We start from the raw sequence: 21652 nt of genomic DNA on the forward strand, positions 1-21652 counted from the left end.
ATGGCCGCCGACCAGCCGTACGCCGCCGTCCGCCTCCCCGAAGGGTCCTGGTGGGACTGGGACGTCCTGGCCTGGAACGGCGGGGAGCCGCGCCTCGCGGCCGGGTACGACCTGAGCCACCACCACGAGCTGGAGCTGACCTTCGCCTCGCCGCTCTACGTGAGCTGCCCGGCCGCCTTCCACGACACCGAATTCCACGCGCCCACACCCGAGGAGTCACGCAGGGTCACCGAACTGCTCGGTGAACGGCCGCCCGTACTCGCCGCCTTCGAGGCGGACGCGGGCGGCACGCGGCCGGCGCGCTGCCTGATCGCGGCGGAACGCCTCGATGTCGTCGCCGAGTTGGTGCCGCGCCACTGGCGCGAGGACGCGGCGCCCGGCCAGCGTTTCGCCCCCTGGGTGCGGCGGCCGGCCCGCTGAGGCGGGCGCGGGGACGGCGCGCACGGCTCCAACGGCCCCGCCCGCGGGCCCGTATCGCCGCCTCCCGGTGTGTGGTGCGGCACGTTTCCGTCCCCTGACGAAGCGTCAGAAGAGTGTGCGGAAGACAGCCATCCCTCGCAGGTCAGAGGACCCAGGAGAGGGTTCCGGAACACCCCGGAAACATGAGCATGCCGAAAACGCCCGGGAGGCGGGGCCGGCGGCGCGCCCGTACGATTGGTCGGCTTGTCGGCTTTGGGCGGTGCGGGCGGGGCCTCGGAAGGGGGCCGCGACGCGCGGCCCGGAGCCGGGTGCCGGGCCCCGTACGGGGGACGAGGGACGAGGAGCGCATGAATCTGAGGGTGCAGAGCGACCCGCTGCGGGACGTGGACGTGGACCTGCTGATGGGCGGACTCGACACGGCCGGTCCGGCGACGGACAGTGACGGCCTCGTCGTGCTCGACGCGGCGGTGACCGAGGCCACGGCCGACGCCGTCATGAGCGACACCATGGTGAAGGACGCCGCCCCGCGCGCCCACTTCCCCGGCCGCGCCGCCGCCCCGCCCCGCACCCTCCTCGACGTCCTCGACGCCACCGTCCTCGCGCACCCGCACGAACCCGCGCTGGACGACGGCCGCACCGCGCTGACGTACCGCGCGCTGGCCGCCGAGGTCGAGACGCTGCGCCGCTCGCTGGCCGCGGCCGGCATCGGGCCCGGCGACCGCGTCGGCGTCCGCGTGCCGTCCGGCACCAACGACCTCTACGTGAGCATCCTCGCGGTGCTGGCGGCGGGCGCCGCGTACGTACCGGTGGACGCCGAGGACCCCGACGAGCGCGCGGAGCTGGTGTTCGGGGAGGCGGAGGTCGCGGCCGTGCTGGGCGCGGACCGGACGATCACCGCGGCCCGGGCCGGTACGGCGGCGGCGAACCGGCGCCCCGCACCCGACGACGACGCCTGGATCATCTTCACCTCCGGCTCCACCGGCCGCCCCAAGGGCGTGGCCGTGACGCACCGCAACGCGGCGGCGTTCGTGGACGCCGAGGCCGCGCTGTTCCTCCAGGAGGAGCCGATCGGGCCGGGCGACCGCGTGATGGCGAGCCTGTCGGTGGCCTTCGACGCGTCCTGCGAGGAGATGTGGCTGGCGTGGCGCGGCGGCGCCTGCCTGGTGCCGGTGCCGCGCTCGCAGGTGCGCGGCGGCAGCGACCTGGGCCCGTGGCTGGCCGAGCAGGAGATCACCGTGGTCTCCACGGTGCCGACGCTCGCCGCGCTGTGGCCCGCCGACGCCCTCAACGAGGTGCGGCTGCTGATCTTCGGCGGCGAGGCGTGCCCGCCCGAGCTGGTGGAACGCCTGGTCACTGAGGGCCGCGAGGTCTGGAACACCTACGGCCCGACCGAGGCCACCGTCGTCGCCTGCGCCGCGCCGCTGACCGGCGACGGTCCCGTACGGATCGGGCTGCCGCTGGACGGCTGGGAGCTGGCCGTCGTGGACGAGGCGGGCGAGCCCGTCCCGATGGGCGGCAGCGGCGAGCTGATCATCGGCGGCGCGGGCCTGGCCCGCTACCTGGACGCCGAGAAGGACGCGGAGAAGTACGCGCCGCTGGAATCCCTGGGCTGGCGCCGCGCCTACCGCAGCGGCGACCTCGTCCGGGCCGAGCCCGAGGGCCTGCTCTTCCTCGGCCGCGCCGACGAACAGATCAAGCTCGGCGGGCGCCGTATCGAACTCGGCGAGGTCGACGCGGCGCTCCAGGCCCTCCCCGGCGTCGCGGGCGCCGCGGCCGCCGTCCGTACGACGCGCCGCGGCAATCAGCTCCTGGTCGGCTACGTCGTCCTGGCGGACGGCACCCAGGGCGCCCAGGGCGCCGAAGACGCCGAGGCCACGGAAGTCGTTCCGGGCACGACCGACGCGCAGGCCAGCGCGGCAGCCGGACACCCGGACACCGTGCCCGACGCGGGCAGCGCCGCGCCGGGCGCGACCGACCCGCGGCCCGCCCGGGACCCCGAGCAGCCGCCCGCCACCGACATCGCCCCCGCCCCCGCCTGGGACCGGGCCGCCGCCGTCGCGGCGCTGACCGCGAAACTGCCCGCCGCGCTCGTACCGCTCCTCGCCGTCGTCGAGACGCTGCCGACCCGGACGTCGGGCAAGGTGGACAGGGCCGCCCTGCCGTGGCCGCTGCCGGAGTCGGCGGCGCCCGTGCCCGAGGAGGGCGCGGAGCCCATGAGCGGCACCGAGGCGTGGGTCGCCGAGCAGTGGACCGAGGTGCTGGGCGTGCCCGTCACCGGGCCGCGCGACGACTTCTTCGCGATCGGCGGCGGCAGCCTGGCCGCCGCGCAGCTCACGACGCTGCTGCGCACCCGTTTCCCGTCCGTCGCGGTCGTCGACATCTACCAGGCGCCCACCGTCCGCAAGCTGGCCCGGACGCTCGACCGTACGGTCCGCACCGAGCGGGCCGCGCGCGCGATCGCGCCGGTGCCGGTACGCGCCCAGGCCGTCCAGTTGCTCGCGCTGCTGCCGCTGTACGCGCTGGTCGGCCTGCGCTGGACGACGGGCCTGCTGGCGCTCGGCAATCTGCTGGCCCGCACCGGGCACTACCCGTGGGCGCCGACCGCGTCCTGGTGGCTGGTCGGCGGACTCGCCCTCGTCCTGTTCACCCCGCCGGGACGCCTCGCGCTGGCCGCGGGCGGGGCGCGGCTGCTGCTGCGCGGCGTGCGTCCGGGCAGCCATCCGCGCGGCGGCCATGTCCACCTGCGGCTGTGGGCGGCCGAACGGCTCTCGGAGGTCACCGGCGCGACCGGCCTGTCCGGCACATGGCTGATCCGGTACGGGCGCGCGCTCGGCGCCCGGATCGGCCCGGACGTGGACCTGCACTCGCTGCCGCCGGTCACCGGCCTGCTCAAGCTCGGCCGGGGCTGCGCCGTCGAGGCCGAGGTCGACCTGTGCGGCTACTGGCTCGACGGCGACCGGCTGGAGATCGGCCAGGTCAAGGTCGGCTCGGGCGCCGTCGTCGGCACCCGCAGCACCCTGCTCCCGGGCGCCCGGATCGGCAAGCGCGCCCAGATCGTCGCCGGGTCCAGCGTCACCGGGCAGGTGCCGACCGGGCAGCGCTGGGCGGGCGCGCCCGCCGTGAAGACCGGCCGCGCCGAGCGCCGCTGGCCCAAGCAGCGGCCCGCCCGCCGGGCCCGCTGGGCGGCGGCGTACGGCGCGAGCGGCCTCGGTGTCACGCTGCTGCCGGCGGTCGCCGCGCTCGCGGCGCTGGCCGTGGCGTACGCGCTGATCCCGGCCGGCGGCGGCCTCGGCGCCGCCCTGCGCGGCGCGCTGATCGCGCTGGTGCCCGCCACCCTCTCCTTCGGTCTGGCCTACGCGGCGCTGCTGCTGGCCGCCGTCCGGCTGCTCAGCCTCGGCCTGCGGCCCGGCTGGCACCCGCTGCACAGCAGGACCGGCTGGCAGTCCTGGACGGTCATCCAACTCATGGACGCCGCCCGCGACAAGCTCTTCCCGCTGTACGCGGGGCTGATCACCCCGGTGTGGCTGCGCGCGCTCGGCATGAAGGTCGGGGCCGGGGCCGAGGTGTCCACGGTGCTGGCCATGCCCAGCCTCACCACCGTCGGCGACGGCGCCTTCCTCGCCGACGACGTGCTCGTCGCCCCGTACCAGCTCGGCGGCGGCTGGCTGCGGATCGGCGCCGCCGAGATCGGCGAGCGCGCCTTCCTCGGCAATTCGGGGATGACGGCGCCCGGGCGCGCCGTCCCGGACCGCGGCCTGGTCGGGGTGCTGTCGGCGACGCCGAAGAAGGCCAAGGAGGGCCGCTCCTACCTGGGCATGCCGCCGGTCCGGCTGCCGCGTACGGCCGACGCCGCCGACCAGAGCCTGACGTACGAGCCGCCCGCCCGGCTGGTGTGGGCGCGCGGCCTGGTCGAGGTCTGCCGGCTGGTGCCGGTGCTCGCCTCGGCGGCGCTCGCGGTGCTGGTGCTCGCGGTGCTGGCGTGGCTGACCGAGTCCTCGGGCCCGCTCGCGACGACCCTGCTGGCCGGTCCTGTGCTGCTCGCCGCGGGCGGCGGCGCGGCGCTGGTCTCGATCGCGGCGAAGTGGCTGCTCGTCGGGCGCTTCCGCGCGGTCGAACGGCCGCTGTGGAGCGGCTTCGTCTGGCGCAACGAACTGGCCGACACCTTCGTGGAGGTGCTCGCCGTGCCGTGGCTGGTCGGCGCGGTGCCGGGCACGGCCGTGATGAACGCGTGGCTGCGCGGCCTCGGCGCCCGCATCGGGCGCGGGGTGTGGTGCGAGAGCTACTGGCTGCCCGAGGCCGACCTCGTCACGCTCGCGGACGGCGCGACCGTCAACCGGGGCTGCGTCCTCCAGACGCACCTCTTCCACGACCGCATCATGCGGATGGACACGGTGACGCTGGGCGCGGGCGCGACGCTCGGGCCGGGCGGCATCGTCCTGCCGGGCAGCACCGTCGGCGCCCGCAGCACCCTCGGTCCGGCCTCGCTCGTCATGGCCGCCGAGTCCATCCCCGCCGACACGCGCTGGCTCGGCAACCCGGCCGAGGCGTGGGCGGACCCGAGGCCGGCGAGCCCCGGGAACCCGGCGGACCCGGCGGCCCCGGCGTCATGACGCGCGTCTCGGGTGCCTCCGGCGGGGAAGGGGTACGGAATCCGGCGGACGGTACGGGCCCGGGCCCGGCGGGCGGGCCGGGTGCGCGTACGGTGGGCGGCTCCGGAGCCCGGGTGACCAGCGGTTCCGGAGCCGGTACGGTGCAGCGCGACGGCCGCGAGGAGGCCGCGGGGCGGACCGCGGGACAGGCCGCCGGACCGGTCGCGGGACAGGTGGCCGGCGGGAGCGAAGGGAGCGGGGACGGTTTGGGGCACAAGCGAGCGGCGGCGCCGGCGGCGGACCCGTACTTCCCGGCGCACGGCGACGTCCGTTACGGCGTCCACCGTTACGAACTGGCCCTGGACTACCGCCCGTCGGCGAACCGGCTGCGCGGCACGGCACGGCTGAGCGCGGTCGCGGGTCCGGCCCCGCTGCGCGAATTCGCCCTGGACCTGGCCGACTTCAGGCTCCAGCGGGTGGTGGTCGACGGCCGCCCCGCGCATTACGCGCACCGCGCGGGCAAGCTGCGGGTGCGGCCCGCGAAAACGGTGGAGGCGGGCGCGGCCTTCACCGTCGAGGTGCACTACACGGGCAATCCGCGGCCGGTGAAGAGCCAGTGGGGCGGCCTCGGTTGGGAGGAGCTGACCGACGGGGCGCTGGTGGCGAGCCAGCCGGTCGGGGCGCCGTCCTGGTTCCCCTGCAACGACCGCCCGGCGGACAAGGCGTCGTACCAGGTCTCGGTGACGACGCCCTCCCCGTACACCGTGGTCGTCGGCGGCAAGCTGCTGTCCCGGACGACCCGCGCGAGCAGCACCACCTGGGTGTACGAGCAGGCCGCGCCGACCTCCACGTATCTCGTCACCGTCTCGATCGGCCGCTACGAGGCGGTGCGGCTGGCGGGCGGCGGCTCGGCGTTCGCACCGCGCCGCCCGGTGCCGCAGACCGGCTGGGTGCCGGCCCGGCTGCGAGACGACTTCGCCGTCGACTTCGGGCGGCAGACGCGGATGATGGACTTCTTCGAGGACGTCTTCGGGCCCTACCCCTTCGGTGAATACGCCGTCGTCGTCGCCGACGAGGAACTGGACGTGCCCGTCGAGGCGCAGGGCATGGCGACCTTCGGCGCCAACCACCTCGGGGGCCGCCGCCATTCGGAACGGCTGGTCGCGCACGAGCTGGCCCACCAGTGGTTCGGCAACAGCCTCTCCATCGCCGACTGGCGGCACATCTGGCTCAACGAGGGCTTCGCCAAATACGCCGAGTGGCTGTGGTCGGAGCACACCGGCGGCCCGCTCGCCGCCGCGCACGCCGCCACCGCGCACTCCCTGCTCTCCCGGCTCCCGCAGAATCTCGTCCTCGGCGACCCCGGCCGCCGCCTGATGTTCGACGACCGCCTCTACCAGCGCGGCGGCCTCGCCGTCCACGCCCTGCGCCGCGCCCTCGGCGACGGCCCCTTCTTCCGCATGCTCAAGTCCTGGACCGCCGTCCACCGCAACGGCGTCGTCACCACCGCCGCCCTCGCCGCCCACGCCGCCCGCTTCACCCCCCGCCCCCTCGCCCCGGTCTTCGACACCTGGGTCCACAGCGCGGCCCTCCCACCCCTGGACGCCGCCGACGGCGCGTAGCCGTACGCCGTCGCCCCCGGAAACAGCGGCTTGTGTCCCGGAACGGACCCGTCTGTCACAGGCGTGGAACAGCGGGCGTGTGAGGGACAACCCGGGGCCCGGATCGCCGGTCAAGCCTGGTGAGAAGCGCGGACCGCTTCTCGGCAGCGGGCGCGGGTGACCACCGCGCCGGGGACGTGACACAGGGGGAACCGCATCATGGGGGAAGAGTTGACGCGCGGCGGCACGCGGAACGGGGCGCGACGGCGGTCGGCGGGCAGGAGGGCGGCGGCCGGGGCGCTGGGGGTGCTGCTGGCCGCCGGGGGGTTCGGCCTCGCGCCGGCGGCGCTCGCGGACAGCGGTCCGGGTCCGCTCGCCGTGACGCTGTCGGCGCCCGCGCCCGCGGAGATCGGGCTGGCGGGGCAGCCGGTGGAGTACGCAGACACCGTGACCAACACCGGCACCACGACCACCGACGAACTGACGCTGCGCTTCACGCTGGACGGCGGCGTCGGACTGCCGTCGAACGCCGCGAGCCTGGAGTACCGCGCGGACGACGGCAGTTGGCGGCCGGTGCCGCTGGAGTACGGGCACGGCGTCTTCGCCGGGACGCTGCCCGGCGGCTTCACGCTGGAGCCGGGCGCCTCCCGTACGGTGCGCCTGCGGATCGGCCTGCCGATGGGCACGCCGCACAACGGTGACAGCAACGGCGGTACGCAGGCGCTGAAGGTGCGCACGGCCGTCGGCCGGTCGGCGGGCGGGGTGGCCGCCGCGACGGACGACCACACGATCGCGGTGGACGGCCTGTCCGCCTCGCTGTCGGGCGTGCCCTCCTCGGTGACCGCGGGCGGCCCCGGCGTCACCTTCGAGGCCAGGGCGGCCAATCCGACGGCCTCGGCGTACACCAATGTCTCGCACGTCCTGGTCACCGCCGCCGGCGCCGTCGTGGAGACGCGCCACGCGGGCGCCGGCTGGACGCGGCTCACGCCGGGCAGTGAGGCGGACGAGCCGGGAGTGTCCGTCTTCACGCTGGACGGCAAGGACGCCTCGATGGGCGCGCACACCACCGCGGTCACCGACGTACGGCTGTCCTACCCGAAGAGCGCGGGCGGCACGAAGACCACGGTCGGCGACTGCGTCCTGGTGAACGCGGCCCCCGGCCGGCCGCTCAGCGGGACGACCTCCTGCGGCCCGCAGTCGACGATCACCGTCAAGGCCGCGGTCACCGGGGGCGGTTCGACCTCCCCGACGGCCACGCCGACCACGACCGCGACCAGCACTGTCACGACCGGTTCCGGCACCACCACCGGCACCACCTCGGGCGCCGCCCCCACCGCGCCCCCTTCCGCCGACACCGGTCAGCTCGCCAGCACCGGGAGCAGCGGCGCCTCGAAGCTCGCCGCGGGAGCCGGCGTGCTCTTCCTGGCGGGTGCCGCGGCCGTCGGCGCCGCCGCCCTGCGCCGCCGCGCCACGCGCTGACGCACCCTCAGCCCCCGTTGGCCGCACGTGAGTTGGCGGCCGACGGGGGCCTGCGTATGTCCGCGGACGACCTTCCGCTGCCCTGCTACGGCCCGGAGGGGCTGACGCGGTGCGCGCCGTGAGCCGTCGCGGGACCCCGTTCCGCCGCGCCCGTCACGGCCGCACCCGTCACGGCCGCGTGCGCCAGTGCCGCAAGTGACCTGCGGTCGTGGCCCGCGGGGTCGAGCGCCGGGTGCGCGGTGATCCGTACGGTCAGGCCGCGGGCGGCGGCGACCCGGTGGAAGGACGCCAGGAAGGTGCCCTCGCCGACGAAGGCGGGCAGCGGGGTGGGCACGCCCCGGCGGGCGTAGGAGAGGGTGACCGGGCGGACGGGGGCGCCCGCGTCCAGCGCCGCCTGGAAGGTGGCCCGGCGGAAGGGCCCGCCCGGCACCGAGCACCAGGTGGTGCCCTCGGGGAAGACGATCACCGACTCCCCCGATCGCAGCAGATCCGCCAATTCCCGTACGGTGCCGGGCAGTTGACGGACGCTGTCGCGGTCGATGAAGCGGGTGCCCGCGCGCCGTACGAGCCCGCCAACCACCGGCCAGTGGCCGACCTCCCGCTTGGCGAGCAGCGTCACCGGCTCGACGGCGAGCAGCGCGAGGGCGTCCAGCCAGGAGATGTGATTGGCGACGACGAGGGTGCCGACGCCTTGGGCGCCCCCGGGCACGGTGAGCGTCGGCGCACCGGCCCGGACGACGCCGACGCCGAGGTCGGCGACCAACCGCGCGGCGGTGCGCCGGAGTTCGGCGCCGTCCGCGAGACGGCGGCCGGCCGCCGCCGCACCGGCCAGCGTCGCGGCGAAGGCCGCGTACCGCCGTACGGCCGCGACCCGGCCGACCCCCGCACCCGTACCGGCTCCCGTACCCGTACCCGTACCGGCGACGCACTCGTCCGAGCAGGGCGAATACGCCGCCCAGGGGCCGCCGTTCACCCCTCCTCGCCCAGGTAGTAGCGCCGGTAGCGGTCGTTCATCCGCTCCAGGTCGAGCAGGACGAAGAAGTCGGCGTCGCCGAAGTCCCGGTCGTGCGCGGGCGCCCCGCACATCCAGGCGCCGACCCGCAGATAGCCGCGCAGCAGCGGCGGCAGCGAGGCGGGCGCGGCCCGGCCGGTCAACTCCCGTGCGGGCACCCAGGGTTCGCGGGGCCGGACGGTGAGCGCCGGCGGGCAGGCGTACGTGGTGGCGCCGAGCAGCATGGCGTTCGCCGCGTTCTGGCCACCGTCGTCCAGCGGGACGGAGGCGCAACCCGCGAGGTAGCGGTGCCCGGACAGCAGGACGTAGCGGGCGAGTCCGGACCACATGAGATTGATGACGGTGCCGTCGCGGTGGTCGGGGTGCACGCACGCCCGGCCGGTCTCCACCAGATTCCCGCGCAGCCCGTCCAGCGCCGTCAGGTCGAACTCCCCGTCCGAGTACAGCCGTCGCGACCGCCCGGGCGGCAGCAGCCGGTACGTGCCCACCACCTCGCCGGTCGTCCGCTCGGTGACGATCAGGTGGTCGACGTACGCGTCGAACTCGTCGATGTCGTGCCCCGCGAGCGGCGTGTGCAGCACGGCGCCCTTCTCCTCGGCGAAGACGCGGTGGCGCAGCCGCTGGGCGGCCCTGACCTCCTCGGGCGTCGAGGCGATGGAGGTGACGTACGAACGAACAGAAAGTGGCGTGGTCATGTCAATCTCATTTCCCTGTGCCGGGGACGGCATGGCCGGACGGGCCCGCCCGGACCCGCGCCCATTGATGCCCGCCACCGGTGCCGGCCCGCCGACCTCCCGATGTCCACCCGATGAACCCCACAAGGTCCCTCGCCGCCCCAACCCCCACCCTTCCCGCACGTCACGCGGGCCGCAGCGGGAACGGGCGGGACGCCGAGGGGAGGCGTAGCACCTGGTGGCACCTCGTGCCGCAGGCCCGTAGCATGGGCACCATGAGTGCACAGCCGGAGATCACCCAGCGCGATCTGCGCAACCGCTCCAAAGAGATCATGGACGCGGTCCAGAACGGCCAGTCCTTCACCGTCACCCGCGACGGACACCGGATCGGAGAGCTGGTCCCCCTGCGGGGCCGCCGACGCTTCGTCCCCCGCTCCGAATTCGCGGCCCTTTCCCGCAGCGCGTCGGGGGTCTCCCTCGACGCCTTCCGCGCCGACCAGGACGTCACGGCCGAGCAGGAGACGGGCGATCCGTATGCCCGCTGACAACGCGTACGCGCAGGGCCTGCTCGACACCAACATCGTGATCCTGCGCCGCTGGATCGAGCCCGCGGAGTTGCCCGCGGAAGTCGCGATCAGCGCCGTCACCCTGGCCGAACTGTCCGCGGGGCCGCATGAAGTGCGCCGCAACGAGGAGCAGGACGACTACGACGAGCACGCCGAGCGGGCGCGCCGACTGGACATCCTGCAGCGCGCCGAGAACGAGTTCGACCCCCTCCCCTTCGACGCCGAAGCCGCTCGCGCGTACGGCCGGGTCTGCGCCGCCGTCGTCGGCGTGGGCCGCAAACCGCGCCGCCGCGTCGCGGACCTGATGATCGCCGCCATCGCCGTCTCCGCCGAGCTCCCGCTCTTCACCACCAATCCCGACGATTACCACGGCCTCGACGGTCTCCTCACTGTCGTTCCGGTCACCCGCCCGGTCGTCCTCCACGACCGGTAGGCGGGCCGCGGCGCGGTGACGCGGGTGTGGGCCGACGGGCCGCTCGGTCGCAGATGCCAGGAAATCCGGCGCTTTCCCTCGCTTCTGAGGTTCCGTCGGGCGCCCGGCGGGCATCACTTGAGGGCACGCGCCAAGGGCCGGGCCAGGGCAGGGGGCAGCCGATGAGTGACCTCGCATCCCGTACCGCACACCTCAGCACCGCAGACCTCGCGACCGCGCGCCCCGCGGCCGAGGACCGTGCGGCCGCGGGCCTCGTCCTGCACGGCGAGCTGCGCCGGCCCATGACGCTGAGCGTCGCGCGGCTGCGCGAGGGCTGGGAGCAGCGCCGCGCCTGGGTCGTCTTCGACTGCGCCACGAGCGGTCCGCGCCGCCACACCTTCGAGGGGCCACTGCTGCGGCAGGTGGTGCTCGACGCGGAACCGGCCTTCGACCCGGCGCGCCGCAAGGACCGTTCGCGCTTCCTGCTCGCCGTGCGCGGCGGGGACGGGCACCACACCGTGCTGTCCTGGGCCGAGATCGACGCCGACTTCGGCGACGCGCCCGTCCTGCTGGCCGCGGCCATGGACGGCCGGCCGCTGGACGCCGAGGGCAGCCAGCTCGTGGTGCCCTCCGACCGGTGCGGGGCGCGCTATGTCAGCGCGATCACCAGCGTCTGGATCGGCGCGGCCCCGTATCCGCCGACGCCCTGAACCGGCGCCCTACCCGTCGAGCGCCGCCTTGATCGTGTCGCGCAGCCAGCGCTGCGCCGGGTCCGCGTCCAGGCGGGCGTGCCACTGGAGCCGTACGTCCATGTCCGGCAGGTCCGCCGGGATCGGGAACCAGCGCAGGCCGAGCGCGGCGCCGTGCCGCTCGGCCAGGCGCCGGGGGACGAGGCCGACGTAGTCGCTGGAGGCGACCAGCAGCACGGCGACGGCGAAGGTGGGGACGACGGCGGCGACCGTACGGTGCAGGCCCGCGGCCGCCAGGGCGTCGTCCAGCGGCCCGCGCGCCCGGCCCCGGCGGGAGGCCGAGACGTGCGGGTGGCGGCAGAGTTCGGCGAGGGTGGGGCGCGCCCGGCCGAGGGGCCCGTCCGCGCGGGCGACGCCGACGATCTGCTCGCGGTAGAGGACCGCCGTACGGATGTCGGGCGCCGCGCTGTCCCCGACGCCGATGTCGAGGTCGAGCGAGCCGTCGCGCAGCGCCTCCACGCTCTCGTTGCCCTCGGCGACGAAGCGCAGCACCACGCCGGGCGCGACCGCGGCCGTCGCCTCGACCGCCGCGGTCGCCAGTGTCGCGGCGACACCGTCGTTGATCCGGATGGTGAAGGTGCGGTTCAGGTCGGCGGGCGCGACCGCGCGGTCCGCGCTGATCAGCGCCGCCGCCTCGTCCAGCAGCGACCGCACCCGGGGCGCGGTGCGCAGCGCGAAGGGCGTCGGCGCCATGCCGCGCCCGGCCCGGACGAGAACGGGGTCGCCCATCGCCCGTCGCAGCCGGCCCAGCGCCCGGCTGGTCGCCGGGATCGACAGGTGCAGGCGTTCGGCGGCGCCGGTGACGCTGCCGTCCTGGAGCAGGGCGTCGAAGACGCGGAGGAGGTTGAGGTCCATGTGCTCGGGCGCGGGCGGCGGCGCTGGCACGGGCTGCGGGACGGGTTCCGTCATGGTTGCATCGTACGCAAGGCTGCCTTGTCAAAGTTGCGTGGCACGACAGGCCCGGTCCTTCCTACCGTCGAGGACATGGAACGCAACGTCCTGCCCCACGGCTCCGCGAAGGCCATACCGGCCTCGGCTCCCGTACCGACTCCGGCCCCGGCTCCCGTACCGGCTCCCGCGCCGCACCACCGCGCGCTGCCCGCCGCGATGTACGCGTGCGTCGTCCTCGTCGTCGGGACGGTCGCCGCCATCAATCTCGCCGTGCCGATGCTCGCGGCCGGCGCCCTGCACCCGTCGGCGTCCGCGCTCGTCTGGATCGTCGACACGTACGTGATCTTCTTCGCGTGCCTGGTGATCCCCGGCGGCGCGGCGGGCGACCGCTTCGGCCGCAAGGGCGTCCTGCTGTCCGGGCTGCTGCTCTTCGCCGCGGGCACCGCGCTGTCGGCCGCCGCGCCGAACGTGCCGCTGCTGCTGGCCGGCCGCGCCGTCACCGGGGTCGGCGCCGCCGCCGTCCTGCCCAACACCCTCGCGGTACTGCTGCACGCGGTGCCCGCCGAGCGGCGCGGCCGCTCGATCGCGGCCTGGGCGGCCATGACCGGCATCGGCGGCGTCATCGGCAATGTCGGCGGCGGCGCGGTGCTGTCCGGCGGCTCCTGGCGCTGGCTGTTCCTGGCCGCCGTGCCGATCGCGCTGCTGCTCGCCGCGTTCGTGGCGCGCGTCGCGCCCGTCTCGGCGCGGCACGACCGGCGGCTCGACCCGCTCGGCGCGCTGCTGCTCGTCGGCGCCTGTATCGCCCTGCTCGTCGGCATCGTCCAGGGCCCGGAGGCGGGCTGGGGCAGCGCCCTGGTGATCGGCGGATTCGCCGGGTCCGCCGCGCTGTTCACCGCCTGGACGCTGGTCGAACTGCGCGCCGAGCACCCGCTGCTCGACCCGCGACTGTTCCGCGTGCCCGCCCTGCGCAGCGCCTGCCTCGGCATGACGGCCGTCTTCTTCGGGATGTTCGCGCTGTTCTACGTCAACGCGTCCTTCCTCCAGTACGGCAAGGGCTTCGGCGTGCTGCGGACCGGTCTCGGGATCATCCCGCTGACCGTCCCGATCATCCTCGGCGCCCAGCGGGTCGCACCGCTGGCCCGGCGGATCGGCCTCGACGCCACCCTGGCGCTCGCCTTCGCCTTCGTCGGCGGCGGCCTGCTCGGCCTGTCCACGGTGAACTCCGGTACGGCGTACACCGGTTACGCGGGCTGGCTGGTCGTCACCGGGATCGGGGTGACGCTCGCGCTGCCGACGCTCTCCGGTGCCATCTCGGGCTCGCTGCCCCCGGCGCAGGCCGGGGTCGGGGCCGGACTCCAGGCCACCACACGGGAGTTCGGCAGCGCGCTGGGCGTCGCCGTGATCGGCACCGTACTCACGGCACGCTTCGTGTCGGCGCTGCCCGCCGACATCCGCGACGGGCACGGACCCGGCCACGGGCACGGGCACGGCCACCCGCACACCGTGGCGCAGGCGCTGGCCACCGCCGGGCCAGGGCGCAGGCACGACATCGTCACCGCCTTCGTCTCCGGCGCGGACAGCGGGCTGCGGGTGATCGGCGCGGCCGTGCTCGTCCTCGGCGCGCTCGTCGTCCTCCAGTCCCTGATCTCCGGGCGGACCGCCGCCTCCTGACGTTCCGTCAGCGCTTCTCGCACTCACTCACCCCTTTCGCACATGAAGTCCGCACACGAAGTCCGCACACGAAGGAAGAACAGCCATGCGCGTATTCGTCACCGGAGCCACCGGATGGATCGGCTCCGCCACCGTCGACCACCTCCTCGCCGCCGGGCACGAGGTCACCGGGCTCGCCCGGTCCGACGCCTCCGCCGCCGCGCTCACCGCCAAGGGCGCGGGCGTACGGCGCGGCGACCTGGACGACCTTGCGGGGCTGCGGGCGGGCGCCGCCGGGGCCGACGCCGTCGTCCACCTCGCCAACAAGCACGACTTCGCCGACCCGGCCGCCACCAACAAGGCCGAGCGCGGCGCCGTCGAGGCGATCGGCGAGGAACTGGCGGGCTCCGGGCGGCCGTTCGTCGTCGCCGCAGGACTCGCCTTCCTCACCCCCGGCGAACTCGCCACCGAGCAGGACCGGTCGCCCTTCCACGGCCCGGACACCATGCGCGGCGGCAGCGAGAATCTCGCGCTGGAGTACGCCGGGCGCGGCGTCGGCACCGTCATCACCCGCTTCGCGCCCACCACGCACGGCGCCGGCGACACCGGCTTCATGGCGGGCCTGGTCGCCACCGCCCGCGCCAAGGGCGTCTCCGGCTACATCGGCGACGGCGCCCACCGCTGGGCCGCCGTGCACCGCGAGGACGCCGGCCGCCTCGTCCGACTCGCCCTCGACAAGGGCGTGCCGGGCGGCACCGTGCTGCACGCCGCCGCCGAGTCCGGCATCCCCACCCGCGCCATCGCCGAGGCGATCGGCGCCGGCCTCGGCCTGCCCGTCGTCTCCGTCCCCGCCGACGAGGCCCCGGCCCACTTCGGCTGGCTGCACCGCTTCTTCGCCACCGACATGGCCGCCGCGTCCGACGCGACCCGCGCCCTCACCGGCTGGACCCCGCAGGGCCCGACCCTGACGGAGGACCTCGCGTCCGGCGCGTACTACCGGTGACGCGCGGCTGAGGCCGTACGCGGCGGTGACGCGGCCGGGCACGGCCCGCACCCCGATGACGCGCGCGCACCGAACCGATGACGCGGGCGCACCGGACCGTCGGTGCGGACGCCTACGTACCGGACCGGCCGCTCACCCGACCACCGCGGGTGCCCCTCCCGAAGGGGCACCCGCGCCCTGGACAGACCGGACCGGCTCGGCCAGGGTGCCGGTCATGAGCGTCCCCCGCCCCCGCCGTACGACGGCCGCCGCCCTGGCCTGCGGCCACATCACCGCCCGGGGCCGCCGCCCCTGGCTCGCGGCACGCTTCCCGGCCCTCTTCGTGGCGCCCTGACCTTCGTCATTCCTGGTCGCGGACCGCCGCGACCGCTTCCCGTACGTCCGGGTCCGGGTCGGCCGCCAGCCGGTCGAGCAGATCTGCGACGCCCGGCGTGGTCCAGGGGGCCACCGCCCACACCAGGTCCTCGCGCACCCCGGGATCGGGGTGGTCCGCGAGGACGGCCAGCCGGTCGAGCGGGCCGCGCCGCCGCATGCCGAACCAGTACAGGGCCGCGCGCAGCGCCACCGGGTCCCCGGGGTCACCGGCCGCCGCGATCCGGTCGAGCAGCACCCGTGCGGGCGGCGGCGGACCGTCCGACGGGTGCGGCAGCCGCTCGCGCAGCCGCCGCGCACCGTAACCGCCGCGGTCCCGGCAGCCGAAGCACGTACAGGGCCGCGTCCCGTGCGCGCCGGGCGCGTACCGCCACCCGGCCACCTGCGGCACCCCGCGCACCCGGTGCACCTCCCGCGGCCCGATCGCCCGCGGCACGAACACCTCCCACCCGCGCGGATCCGCCACCTCCCGGACCCGCCGCACCGCCTCGGCCGCACTCACCGCGGCCTGCCCGCCCCCGGCCCGGTCCCCGTACCGCCCGACCAGCACCTCCTGCCGGTCGTCCAGCCGCACATGCACCGCCACCAGCCCGCCCCGGCTCCCGAACCGCGCCAGCTCCCGCACCCACTGATGCGTCAGCGCGTACGACGGCAGCACGGGAAAGCAGTACACCCCCCGCACCCCGCCCTGCCCACGACTCCCCGCCCGTATCCCGGACCGCCGGATCCGCGCCGCGTTCGCGGCGGAGGTGAGGTGCACGAACATCGCCATGGCGAGGCATCGTACGGCGGCGCCGCGGCCGACGGCCGGGCGGGACGACGGGGTGGTCGTCGGGCCGCCCGGCCGTCGGGGAGTGGTCGGGGTCAGCCGGTGAAGGTCTCGCAGCGGGCGCCCGTGTTGGTGTTGTTGCCGCCGCCCGGGTGGGCGGTGTCGGTGCCGGGGCCGCAGTCGAGGGTGTCGTTGCCGTAGGCGGTGGTGATCGTGTCGGCGCCGGCGCCCGTGGAGACGGTGTTGTTGCCGCCGCCCGCGTCGATGGTGTCGTTGCCGTCGCCGGTGGTGACGGTGTTGGTGCCGGCGCCCGCCGTGACCGTGTTGTTGCCGCCGCCCGCGTCGATGGTGTCGTTGCCGTCGCCCGTGGTGATGCGGTCGTTGCCGTAGGCGGTGGTGACGGTGTTGGTGCCGGAGCCGGTCGTCACGGTGTTGTTGCCGCCGCCCGCGTCGATCCAGGTGGTGCCGTCGCCGGTGGTGGTGATGCGGTCGTTGCCGCTCGCGGTGATGACGCAGTCGCTGCCGCCGTTGCCGGTGACGGTGTCGTTGCCGCCGCGGCCGAGGATGAGGTCGTTGGCGGGGGTGCCGGTGATGGTGTCGTTGCCGGTGCCGGCGACGATGACGTTCTGGATGTCGATGCCCGAACAGGCCGTGGGGGCGAGGCCGTTGGCGTGCACGGTGACGTCGCCGGTGTGCGAGATCGCGGTCAGGCCCGCGAGCTTTCCGCCGCTGCCGGGGACCTCGGTGTACGTGACGGAGCCGCCGCGGCCGACGGTCAGGGTGACCGGGGTGCCGTTCACGGTCGCGGCGACGACGGCCGGTTCGCCGTCGGCGACGCGCAGCGTGGTGGTACGGCCGGCGCCGGTGACCTCGTACGAGCCCTGACCGAGCGTCAGACTCGCGCTGGAGCCCGCGAGTTGGAGGACGGCCGGGAAGGTGCCCGCGCCGGAGGCGACCAGGACGCCGGCCGGGTCGTGGGCGTCGGAGACGGTCAGGGCGCGTCCGCCGCGGTCGAGGACGCGGCCGGAGGTGCTGCCGCCGAGGGCCGCGTCGGAGAAGGTGCCGTTGGCCGGGTCGGCCGCCCGGACGTCGACGTCGTCATTGATGCCGTCGCCGTCCGCGTCGAGGACGGGCGCGGTGCAGTCGACGGTGCCGCCGCGCAGCGCGTGCCCGTCGTCGTCGTTGTCGTCGGACCAGAAGACCGGCTTCCGGCCTGCGACGCACTCGGACTGCGGGGCGAGCGCGAAGCCTTCGTTGTTGAGGTTGGGCATCCCGGCGGGCCGCTCGTAGACGTCGCTGACGGCGAACTTCCCGTCGGCGCCGATGTCGAGCGTGGCCGTACGGCCGTCGCACGTGTCGTCGCACGCCGCCCACAAGTGGCCGGTGCCCGGCTCGAATTCGAGGTCCATCACCCCGGTGAAGCCGCTGGCGATCGTCGCGACGCGGGTGTAACCGCCGCCGGACTGGTCCAGCGCGTACGCGAAGACGGTGCCGCCCGCCTCCAGGCCGACGAAGAACAGGCCGTCGCCGTGGCCGGGGTAGGCGGCCGGGTCGTACGCGGCGCCCGTGTGCTCGTCGCGGAAGCCGTGCGCGGTCAGGTAGGAGTCGGGGATCCAAGTAATCCCCTCCAGACCGGAGTTGGCGCCGACCACCGGCAGATCGGCGGTGAGATCCCACTCGCCGGTCGCGGCCAGCGAACTGCCCGACGCGGACGGGTCGAAGCGCAGCACCTCGGGGCGGCTGACACCGCTGTCGTCGTTGTTCCGCTCGGTGGAGACGAAGACGCCGCCGGACGGCCCCGCCGCCGTCAGCGTCACGCCCTCGGAGTCGGGGTCGCCGCTGCCGTCGGGGTAGTGCAGGGCCTTGCCCGCGCCCCAGCCGTCGGCGGTGTCGGGCACCCAGCCGGTGCCGTTCCACTCCAGCCGGTAGAGGGTGCCGGGGCCGTTCCGCACGGCCCACAGCACGCCGGGCGTCGCGCCGCCGGACGCCTCGTACGCCAGACCACTGAGATTGGTACCGAAGGTGCCGGCGTCGTCCAGGGTGCGCACCTGGGTGCCGCCGGGCCACGGCGCCGCCGTCACCTGGCCCGCGCACGCGTTGGCCGCGCCCTTGGTGGAGGCGGTCGTCGTGGTGAAGTCACCGGTGCCGTCGGGGCAGCGGCCGTACGTGGTCGCCGCGTGCGCGGTCCAGCTGTAGGAGTCCACGAGCGTCGTGCCGTCGGGCAGGAACAGCCGCGCGGAATCGGCGCCGCCGAGCCCGAAGACCGGGTCCACGTCGAGCGCCAGGAAACCGCCGGCGCCAATGGTCGTACCTGCGGCGACGGTGAACACATGCGAATCGTCGTTGTCCTTGACGATCCAGCCGGATATGTCGGCCGCGACACCACCGGTGTTGGTCAGTTCGACCCAGTCGCCGGGCGTTCCGCCATTGGACTCGACCTCATTGATTTTCACCGTCGAGGCGGCGCCGCCGCAGTTGTTCGCGGCGCCCTTCGTCGGTGCGGTCGTGGTGACGAATTCACCGGTTCCGTCGGGGCAGCGGCCATATGTGGTGGCCGCGTGCGCGGACCAGCTGTACGAATCCACGAGCGTCGTGCCGTCGGGCAGATAGAGGCGCGCGGAATCCGCGCCGCCGAGCCCGAAGACGGGGTCGACGTCGAGCGCGAGAAAACCGTTCGCGCCAATGGTTGAACCAGTGGCGATCGTGAAGACATGGGAATCGTCATTGTCCTTGACGATCCAGCCGGACACATCCACGGGGTTCGCCCCGGTATTGGCCAGCTCGACCCAGTCGCCGGGCGTTCCGCCACTGGACTCGACCTCATTGATTTTCACGGTTGTCGGTACCGGATCCGCCGCGGTCGCGGTCGAGGCGGCGGCGAAGAACGGAATAGCGGTCAGGACCGCGGTGATCAGGGTGATTGACGCACGCCATCTCTTGTGCAAGGCCGATGTCCTCTTCGGTCGACGTGGCGGAAACGGGCGGTAAGCCTCGCGAAGCTTCCGGCAGCCCGGCGAAGGATGTGCGAACTCCGGGCGAACGGCGGGTGAGTTGTCGCTGATCAGAGGCCCGCCGAGCTGGTACGGGCGGGCCGCGGCGCCCCAGCCGCCCCACCGGGCGCGGCCGTACCCGAGGCGGCACCGGGGCCGTACCGGTGGACGTACGCGGGCCGCATCCGGGCCGTACCGGCGGCCGGCGGCCGGAACTTCCGCGGGAATTCGCATCACGATCCAGAAAATAATCTGGCCTCGGAAGAGCGTCCTGAATAGTCTCCGGGGGCACGGCAGTCAGCCGAGACTGCCACGTTCCCGTTCGGAGCATGCATTGGCCATACATGAGCACGAGGTCGACCGCCGCACCCTGTTCAAAGTCGGTCTGGGCGGAGCGGTCGCCGCCGTCGTCGGGACCGAACTGGCCTTTCCCGGGGCGGCGGAGGCCGCGCCGTCCGCGCAATTCCCGTGGATCATCGACTGCGACACCTGGGGCGCCAGGCCGCCGTCCAGCCCCGTGCAGATCACGGGCAACACCACCAACAAGATCATCCTGCACCACATGGCGTTCCCCAACGTCACGGACTACTCGCGCGACCACGCGATCCAGCTGGCGAAGGACTGCCAGGACCTGCACATGGACACCAACGGCTGGGCGGACACCGGCCAGCACTTCACCGTCAGCCGCGGCGGCTACGTCATGGAGGGCCGGCACCGCAGCCTGGAGACCCTGGACGCCGGCGAGCACCAGGTCGTCGCCGCGCACTGCCCCGGTGAGAACGGCAACGCGATCGGCATCGAGAACGAGGGCACGTACATCACCGAGACGCCGCCGCACGCGCTGGTCGACTCGCTGGTCAAGCTCTGTACGGCCGTCTGCACGCAGTTCGACCTCAAGGCGTGGGACATCTTCGGGCACTGGGACTTCCGGCTGGGCACCGAGTGTCCCGGCGTCGCCTTCTACGCCGAGTTCCCGATGATCAGGGCGCGCGTGCTGAACCAACTGCGCACCCCCAAGCGGGACATCCCCGCGCGGCGCTGGCCCGACATCTGGCGCTTCGTCGACAGCCCGGTCGTCGGTGTCGCCCAGTACCTGCTCAACAACGCCGGCTACGACCTCACGCCCGACGGCGTCTTCGGCACCGACATGAACACCGTCGTCGCCGACTTCCAGACCGCCCACGGCATCCCCGTCACCGCCGACGCCACCTTCGACCTCGCCACCTGGGAAGCGCTCGTGCCCGACCTGGGCAAGGACGCGGAGGGACTGCCCGTCCAGGCGCTCCAGACGATGCTCGTCCAGAAGGGATACGCCGACACCGTCGCCGTCACCGGGGAGTACGACCACGGCACGATGAAGGCCGTGCAGGCCATGCAGCGCCTCCACGGCCTGCGGCCCAACGGCAAAGTCGACCACAGCACGTGGTGTGCTGTAGTCGGTGGCTCGGTCCGTGAGGCGTTCACGGCTCACTGCTGAGGGCACGCCTCCGGCGGAGAAGGATGCCCCGATAGGGGCGCGGGGAACTGCGCGGCTGGGGGCACCCCCGGCCGAAGGTTGGGGGACCCCACCGGGCCGGTGGTCGCAGAACAAACAGCGTCTGCCCCGCTGGGGGCGGTCTTCTGTCTGAAGGCGCGCTGCGGCTGAGCGCGCAGTTCCCCGCGCCCCTAAGAGCACCGCACTCCGCAGGAGGAGCCTCAGTTGAGGCAGAGGACCAGGATGCAGAGGCCCTGCTGGTCGGGCGGGGTGGAGGGCGAGGTGCTGGCCGGCGGCGGAGTGGCCGGGGCCGTGGTGGCGGCGGGCGGCGGAGTGGTGGTCGTGGTCACGGGCGAGCTGGTGACAGGAGCCGAATCACTCACCGTTTGGTGAGAGGGCGCCGTCGAGGCGCTGGGCGCGGGCTGCGAAGTGGTCTGCGCCGCCGGGGAGTTGCCCCCGAGCGGAGCGGCCCCGGCATCGGTGGTGACCGGATGCGTCGCCGTCGGCGCGGGCACACCCTGGTGGTGGGAAGAGGGCGCCGCGTGCCGCCCGGAAGAAGCAGGCACCGAGGAAGCCGGAGCGGCAGGCGCGGCCTTGTCCGTGGTCAGCGTCACCGTGTCGTGCGAGGCCGACGCCGTCGTGCCCCGTCCGGAGGACGACCCGTGCTGCATGGAGGCGACGGTCACGCCGCCGCCGAAGAGCGCCACCGCGGTGGCGACCCCGGCCCGCCGCCGGTTCTTCCGCCACCGCTCCATCTGCCGCCGCCGCGCGGCCCGTCCGCCGGCGAGCCGCGGCGCGAGCGCCGCCTCGACCGGCTCGTCCGCCGCGAAGGGCTCGGGCTCAGGAGCCGCGGGGAACGCCGCCTCGGGTATCGGCGGCGGCGCGATGTCCGGCGCGTAGGCACCGCAACCCGGGCACACCAGCGCCCCGTTGAGGGTGCGTCGGCACGTGTAGCAGTAGTCCATGAGCGGTCGTCCCGCTTCCTGTGAGGCAGCCCTGAA

General features: G+C 74.7%; 16 protein-coding genes. 10 read left to right on the forward strand and 6 right to left on the reverse strand.

The window, feature by feature from the left end; genetic code table 11:
• The 4 genes from BM076_RS03180 (at position 1) to BM076_RS03195 (ending at position 8089) form a co-directional block, all read left to right on the forward strand.
• Entirely contained in the window at positions 1 to 420 is a 420-nt protein-coding gene (locus BM076_RS03180; protein WP_093711804.1) for a hypothetical protein, read from the forward strand.
• Between the two features lie 494 nt (positions 421 to 914).
• Positions 915 to 5030: a Pls/PosA family non-ribosomal peptide synthetase gene (locus BM076_RS37020; protein WP_407640620.1), complete on the forward strand. Its 4116-nt coding sequence runs from the start codon at positions 915 to 917 to the stop codon at positions 5028 to 5030.
• 212 nt (positions 5031 to 5242) lie between these two features.
• Positions 5243 to 6631, forward strand: a complete 1389-nt coding sequence (locus BM076_RS03190; RefSeq protein WP_407640621.1) for a M1 family metallopeptidase — start codon at positions 5243 to 5245, stop codon at positions 6629 to 6631.
• 198 nt (positions 6632 to 6829) lie between these two features.
• A complete protein-coding gene (locus BM076_RS03195; protein ID WP_245795690.1) occupies positions 6830 to 8089 on the forward strand; it encodes a hypothetical protein in 1260 nt (419 codons plus the stop codon).
• Between the two features lie 85 nt (positions 8090 to 8174).
• Here BM076_RS03195 and BM076_RS03200 read toward each other — a convergent pair whose 3' ends face one another.
• On the reverse strand, positions 8175 to 9062 hold the full coding sequence (locus BM076_RS03200; RefSeq protein WP_093711805.1) for a lysophospholipid acyltransferase family protein: 888 nt from the start codon (positions 9060 to 9062) through the stop codon (positions 8175 to 8177).
• A complete protein-coding gene (locus BM076_RS03205) occupies positions 9059 to 9796 on the reverse strand; it encodes a GNAT family N-acetyltransferase (RefSeq protein WP_093711806.1) in 738 nt (245 codons plus the stop codon). The genes BM076_RS03200 and BM076_RS03205 overlap by 4 nt, the downstream gene beginning before the upstream one ends.
• A 254-nt stretch (positions 9797 to 10050) precedes the next feature.
• On the opposite strand from BM076_RS03205, the gene BM076_RS03210 reads away from it, so the two are divergent.
• The 3 genes from BM076_RS03210 to BM076_RS03220 all read left to right on the forward strand — a co-directional run bounded on the left by BM076_RS03210 (position 10051) and on the right by BM076_RS03220 (position 11463).
• Positions 10051 to 10320 (forward strand): type II toxin-antitoxin system Phd/YefM family antitoxin, encoded by a 270-nt coding sequence (locus tag BM076_RS03210; RefSeq protein ID WP_093712200.1) that lies wholly within the window; start codon positions 10051 to 10053, stop codon positions 10318 to 10320.
• Positions 10310 to 10774: a type II toxin-antitoxin system VapC family toxin gene (locus BM076_RS03215; RefSeq protein WP_093711807.1), complete on the forward strand. Its 465-nt coding sequence runs from the start codon at positions 10310 to 10312 to the stop codon at positions 10772 to 10774. The genes BM076_RS03210 and BM076_RS03215 overlap by 11 nt, the downstream gene beginning before the upstream one ends.
• A gap of 161 nt (positions 10775 to 10935) precedes the next feature.
• Positions 10936 to 11463: a molybdopterin-dependent oxidoreductase gene (locus BM076_RS03220; RefSeq protein ID WP_245795691.1), complete on the forward strand. Its 528-nt coding sequence runs from the start codon at positions 10936 to 10938 to the stop codon at positions 11461 to 11463.
• Positions 11464 to 11472: 9 nt separating this feature from the next.
• Here BM076_RS03220 and BM076_RS03225 read toward each other — a convergent pair whose 3' ends face one another.
• On the reverse strand, positions 11473 to 12411 hold the full coding sequence (locus BM076_RS03225) for a LysR family transcriptional regulator (RefSeq protein WP_093711808.1): 939 nt from the start codon (positions 12409 to 12411) through the stop codon (positions 11473 to 11475).
• Positions 12412 to 12486: 75 nt separating this feature from the next.
• Here BM076_RS03225 and BM076_RS03230 point away from each other — a divergent pair, with 75 nt between their 5' ends.
• Together BM076_RS03230 and BM076_RS03235 are read left to right on the forward strand one after the other, a co-directional pair.
• Positions 12487 to 14064 (forward strand): MFS transporter, encoded by a 1578-nt coding sequence (locus tag BM076_RS03230; protein ID WP_245795692.1) that lies wholly within the window; start codon positions 12487 to 12489, stop codon positions 14062 to 14064.
• Positions 14065 to 14149: 85 nt separating this feature from the next.
• Entirely contained in the window at positions 14150 to 15046 is an 897-nt protein-coding gene (locus BM076_RS03235; RefSeq protein WP_093711809.1) for an SDR family oxidoreductase, read from the forward strand.
• A 340-nt stretch (positions 15047 to 15386) separates the two neighbouring features.
• On the opposite strand, the gene BM076_RS03240 is transcribed toward BM076_RS03235, so the two are convergent.
• Together BM076_RS03240 and BM076_RS37240 are read right to left on the reverse strand one after the other, a co-directional pair.
• Positions 15387 to 16190 carry a HEAT repeat domain-containing protein gene (locus BM076_RS03240; protein WP_177246305.1) on the reverse strand — a complete coding sequence of 268 codons (804 nt, stop codon included), beginning with the start codon at positions 16188 to 16190 and terminating at the stop codon, positions 15387 to 15389.
• A gap of 92 nt (positions 16191 to 16282) precedes the next feature.
• Positions 16283 to 19132 carry a lamin tail domain-containing protein gene (locus tag BM076_RS37240; protein ID WP_245795693.1) on the reverse strand — a complete coding sequence of 950 codons (2850 nt, stop codon included), beginning with the start codon at positions 19130 to 19132 and terminating at the stop codon, positions 16283 to 16285.
• Positions 19133 to 19511: 379 nt separating this feature from the next.
• Here BM076_RS37240 and BM076_RS03255 point away from each other — a divergent pair, with 379 nt between their 5' ends.
• Positions 19512 to 20654 (forward strand): peptidoglycan recognition protein family protein, encoded by a 1143-nt coding sequence (locus tag BM076_RS03255; protein WP_093711810.1) that lies wholly within the window; start codon positions 19512 to 19514, stop codon positions 20652 to 20654.
• A gap of 218 nt (positions 20655 to 20872) precedes the next feature.
• On the opposite strand, the gene BM076_RS03260 is transcribed toward BM076_RS03255, so the two are convergent.
• Positions 20873 to 21616 (reverse strand): SCO2400 family protein, encoded by a 744-nt coding sequence (locus BM076_RS03260; protein WP_093711811.1) that lies wholly within the window; start codon positions 21614 to 21616, stop codon positions 20873 to 20875.
• Positions 21617 to 21652 lie beyond the last annotated feature (36 nt).

Source organism: Actinacidiphila alni (genome assembly GCF_900112845.1).
Classification (GTDB): Bacteria; Actinomycetota; Actinomycetes; order Streptomycetales; family Streptomycetaceae; genus Actinacidiphila; species Actinacidiphila alni.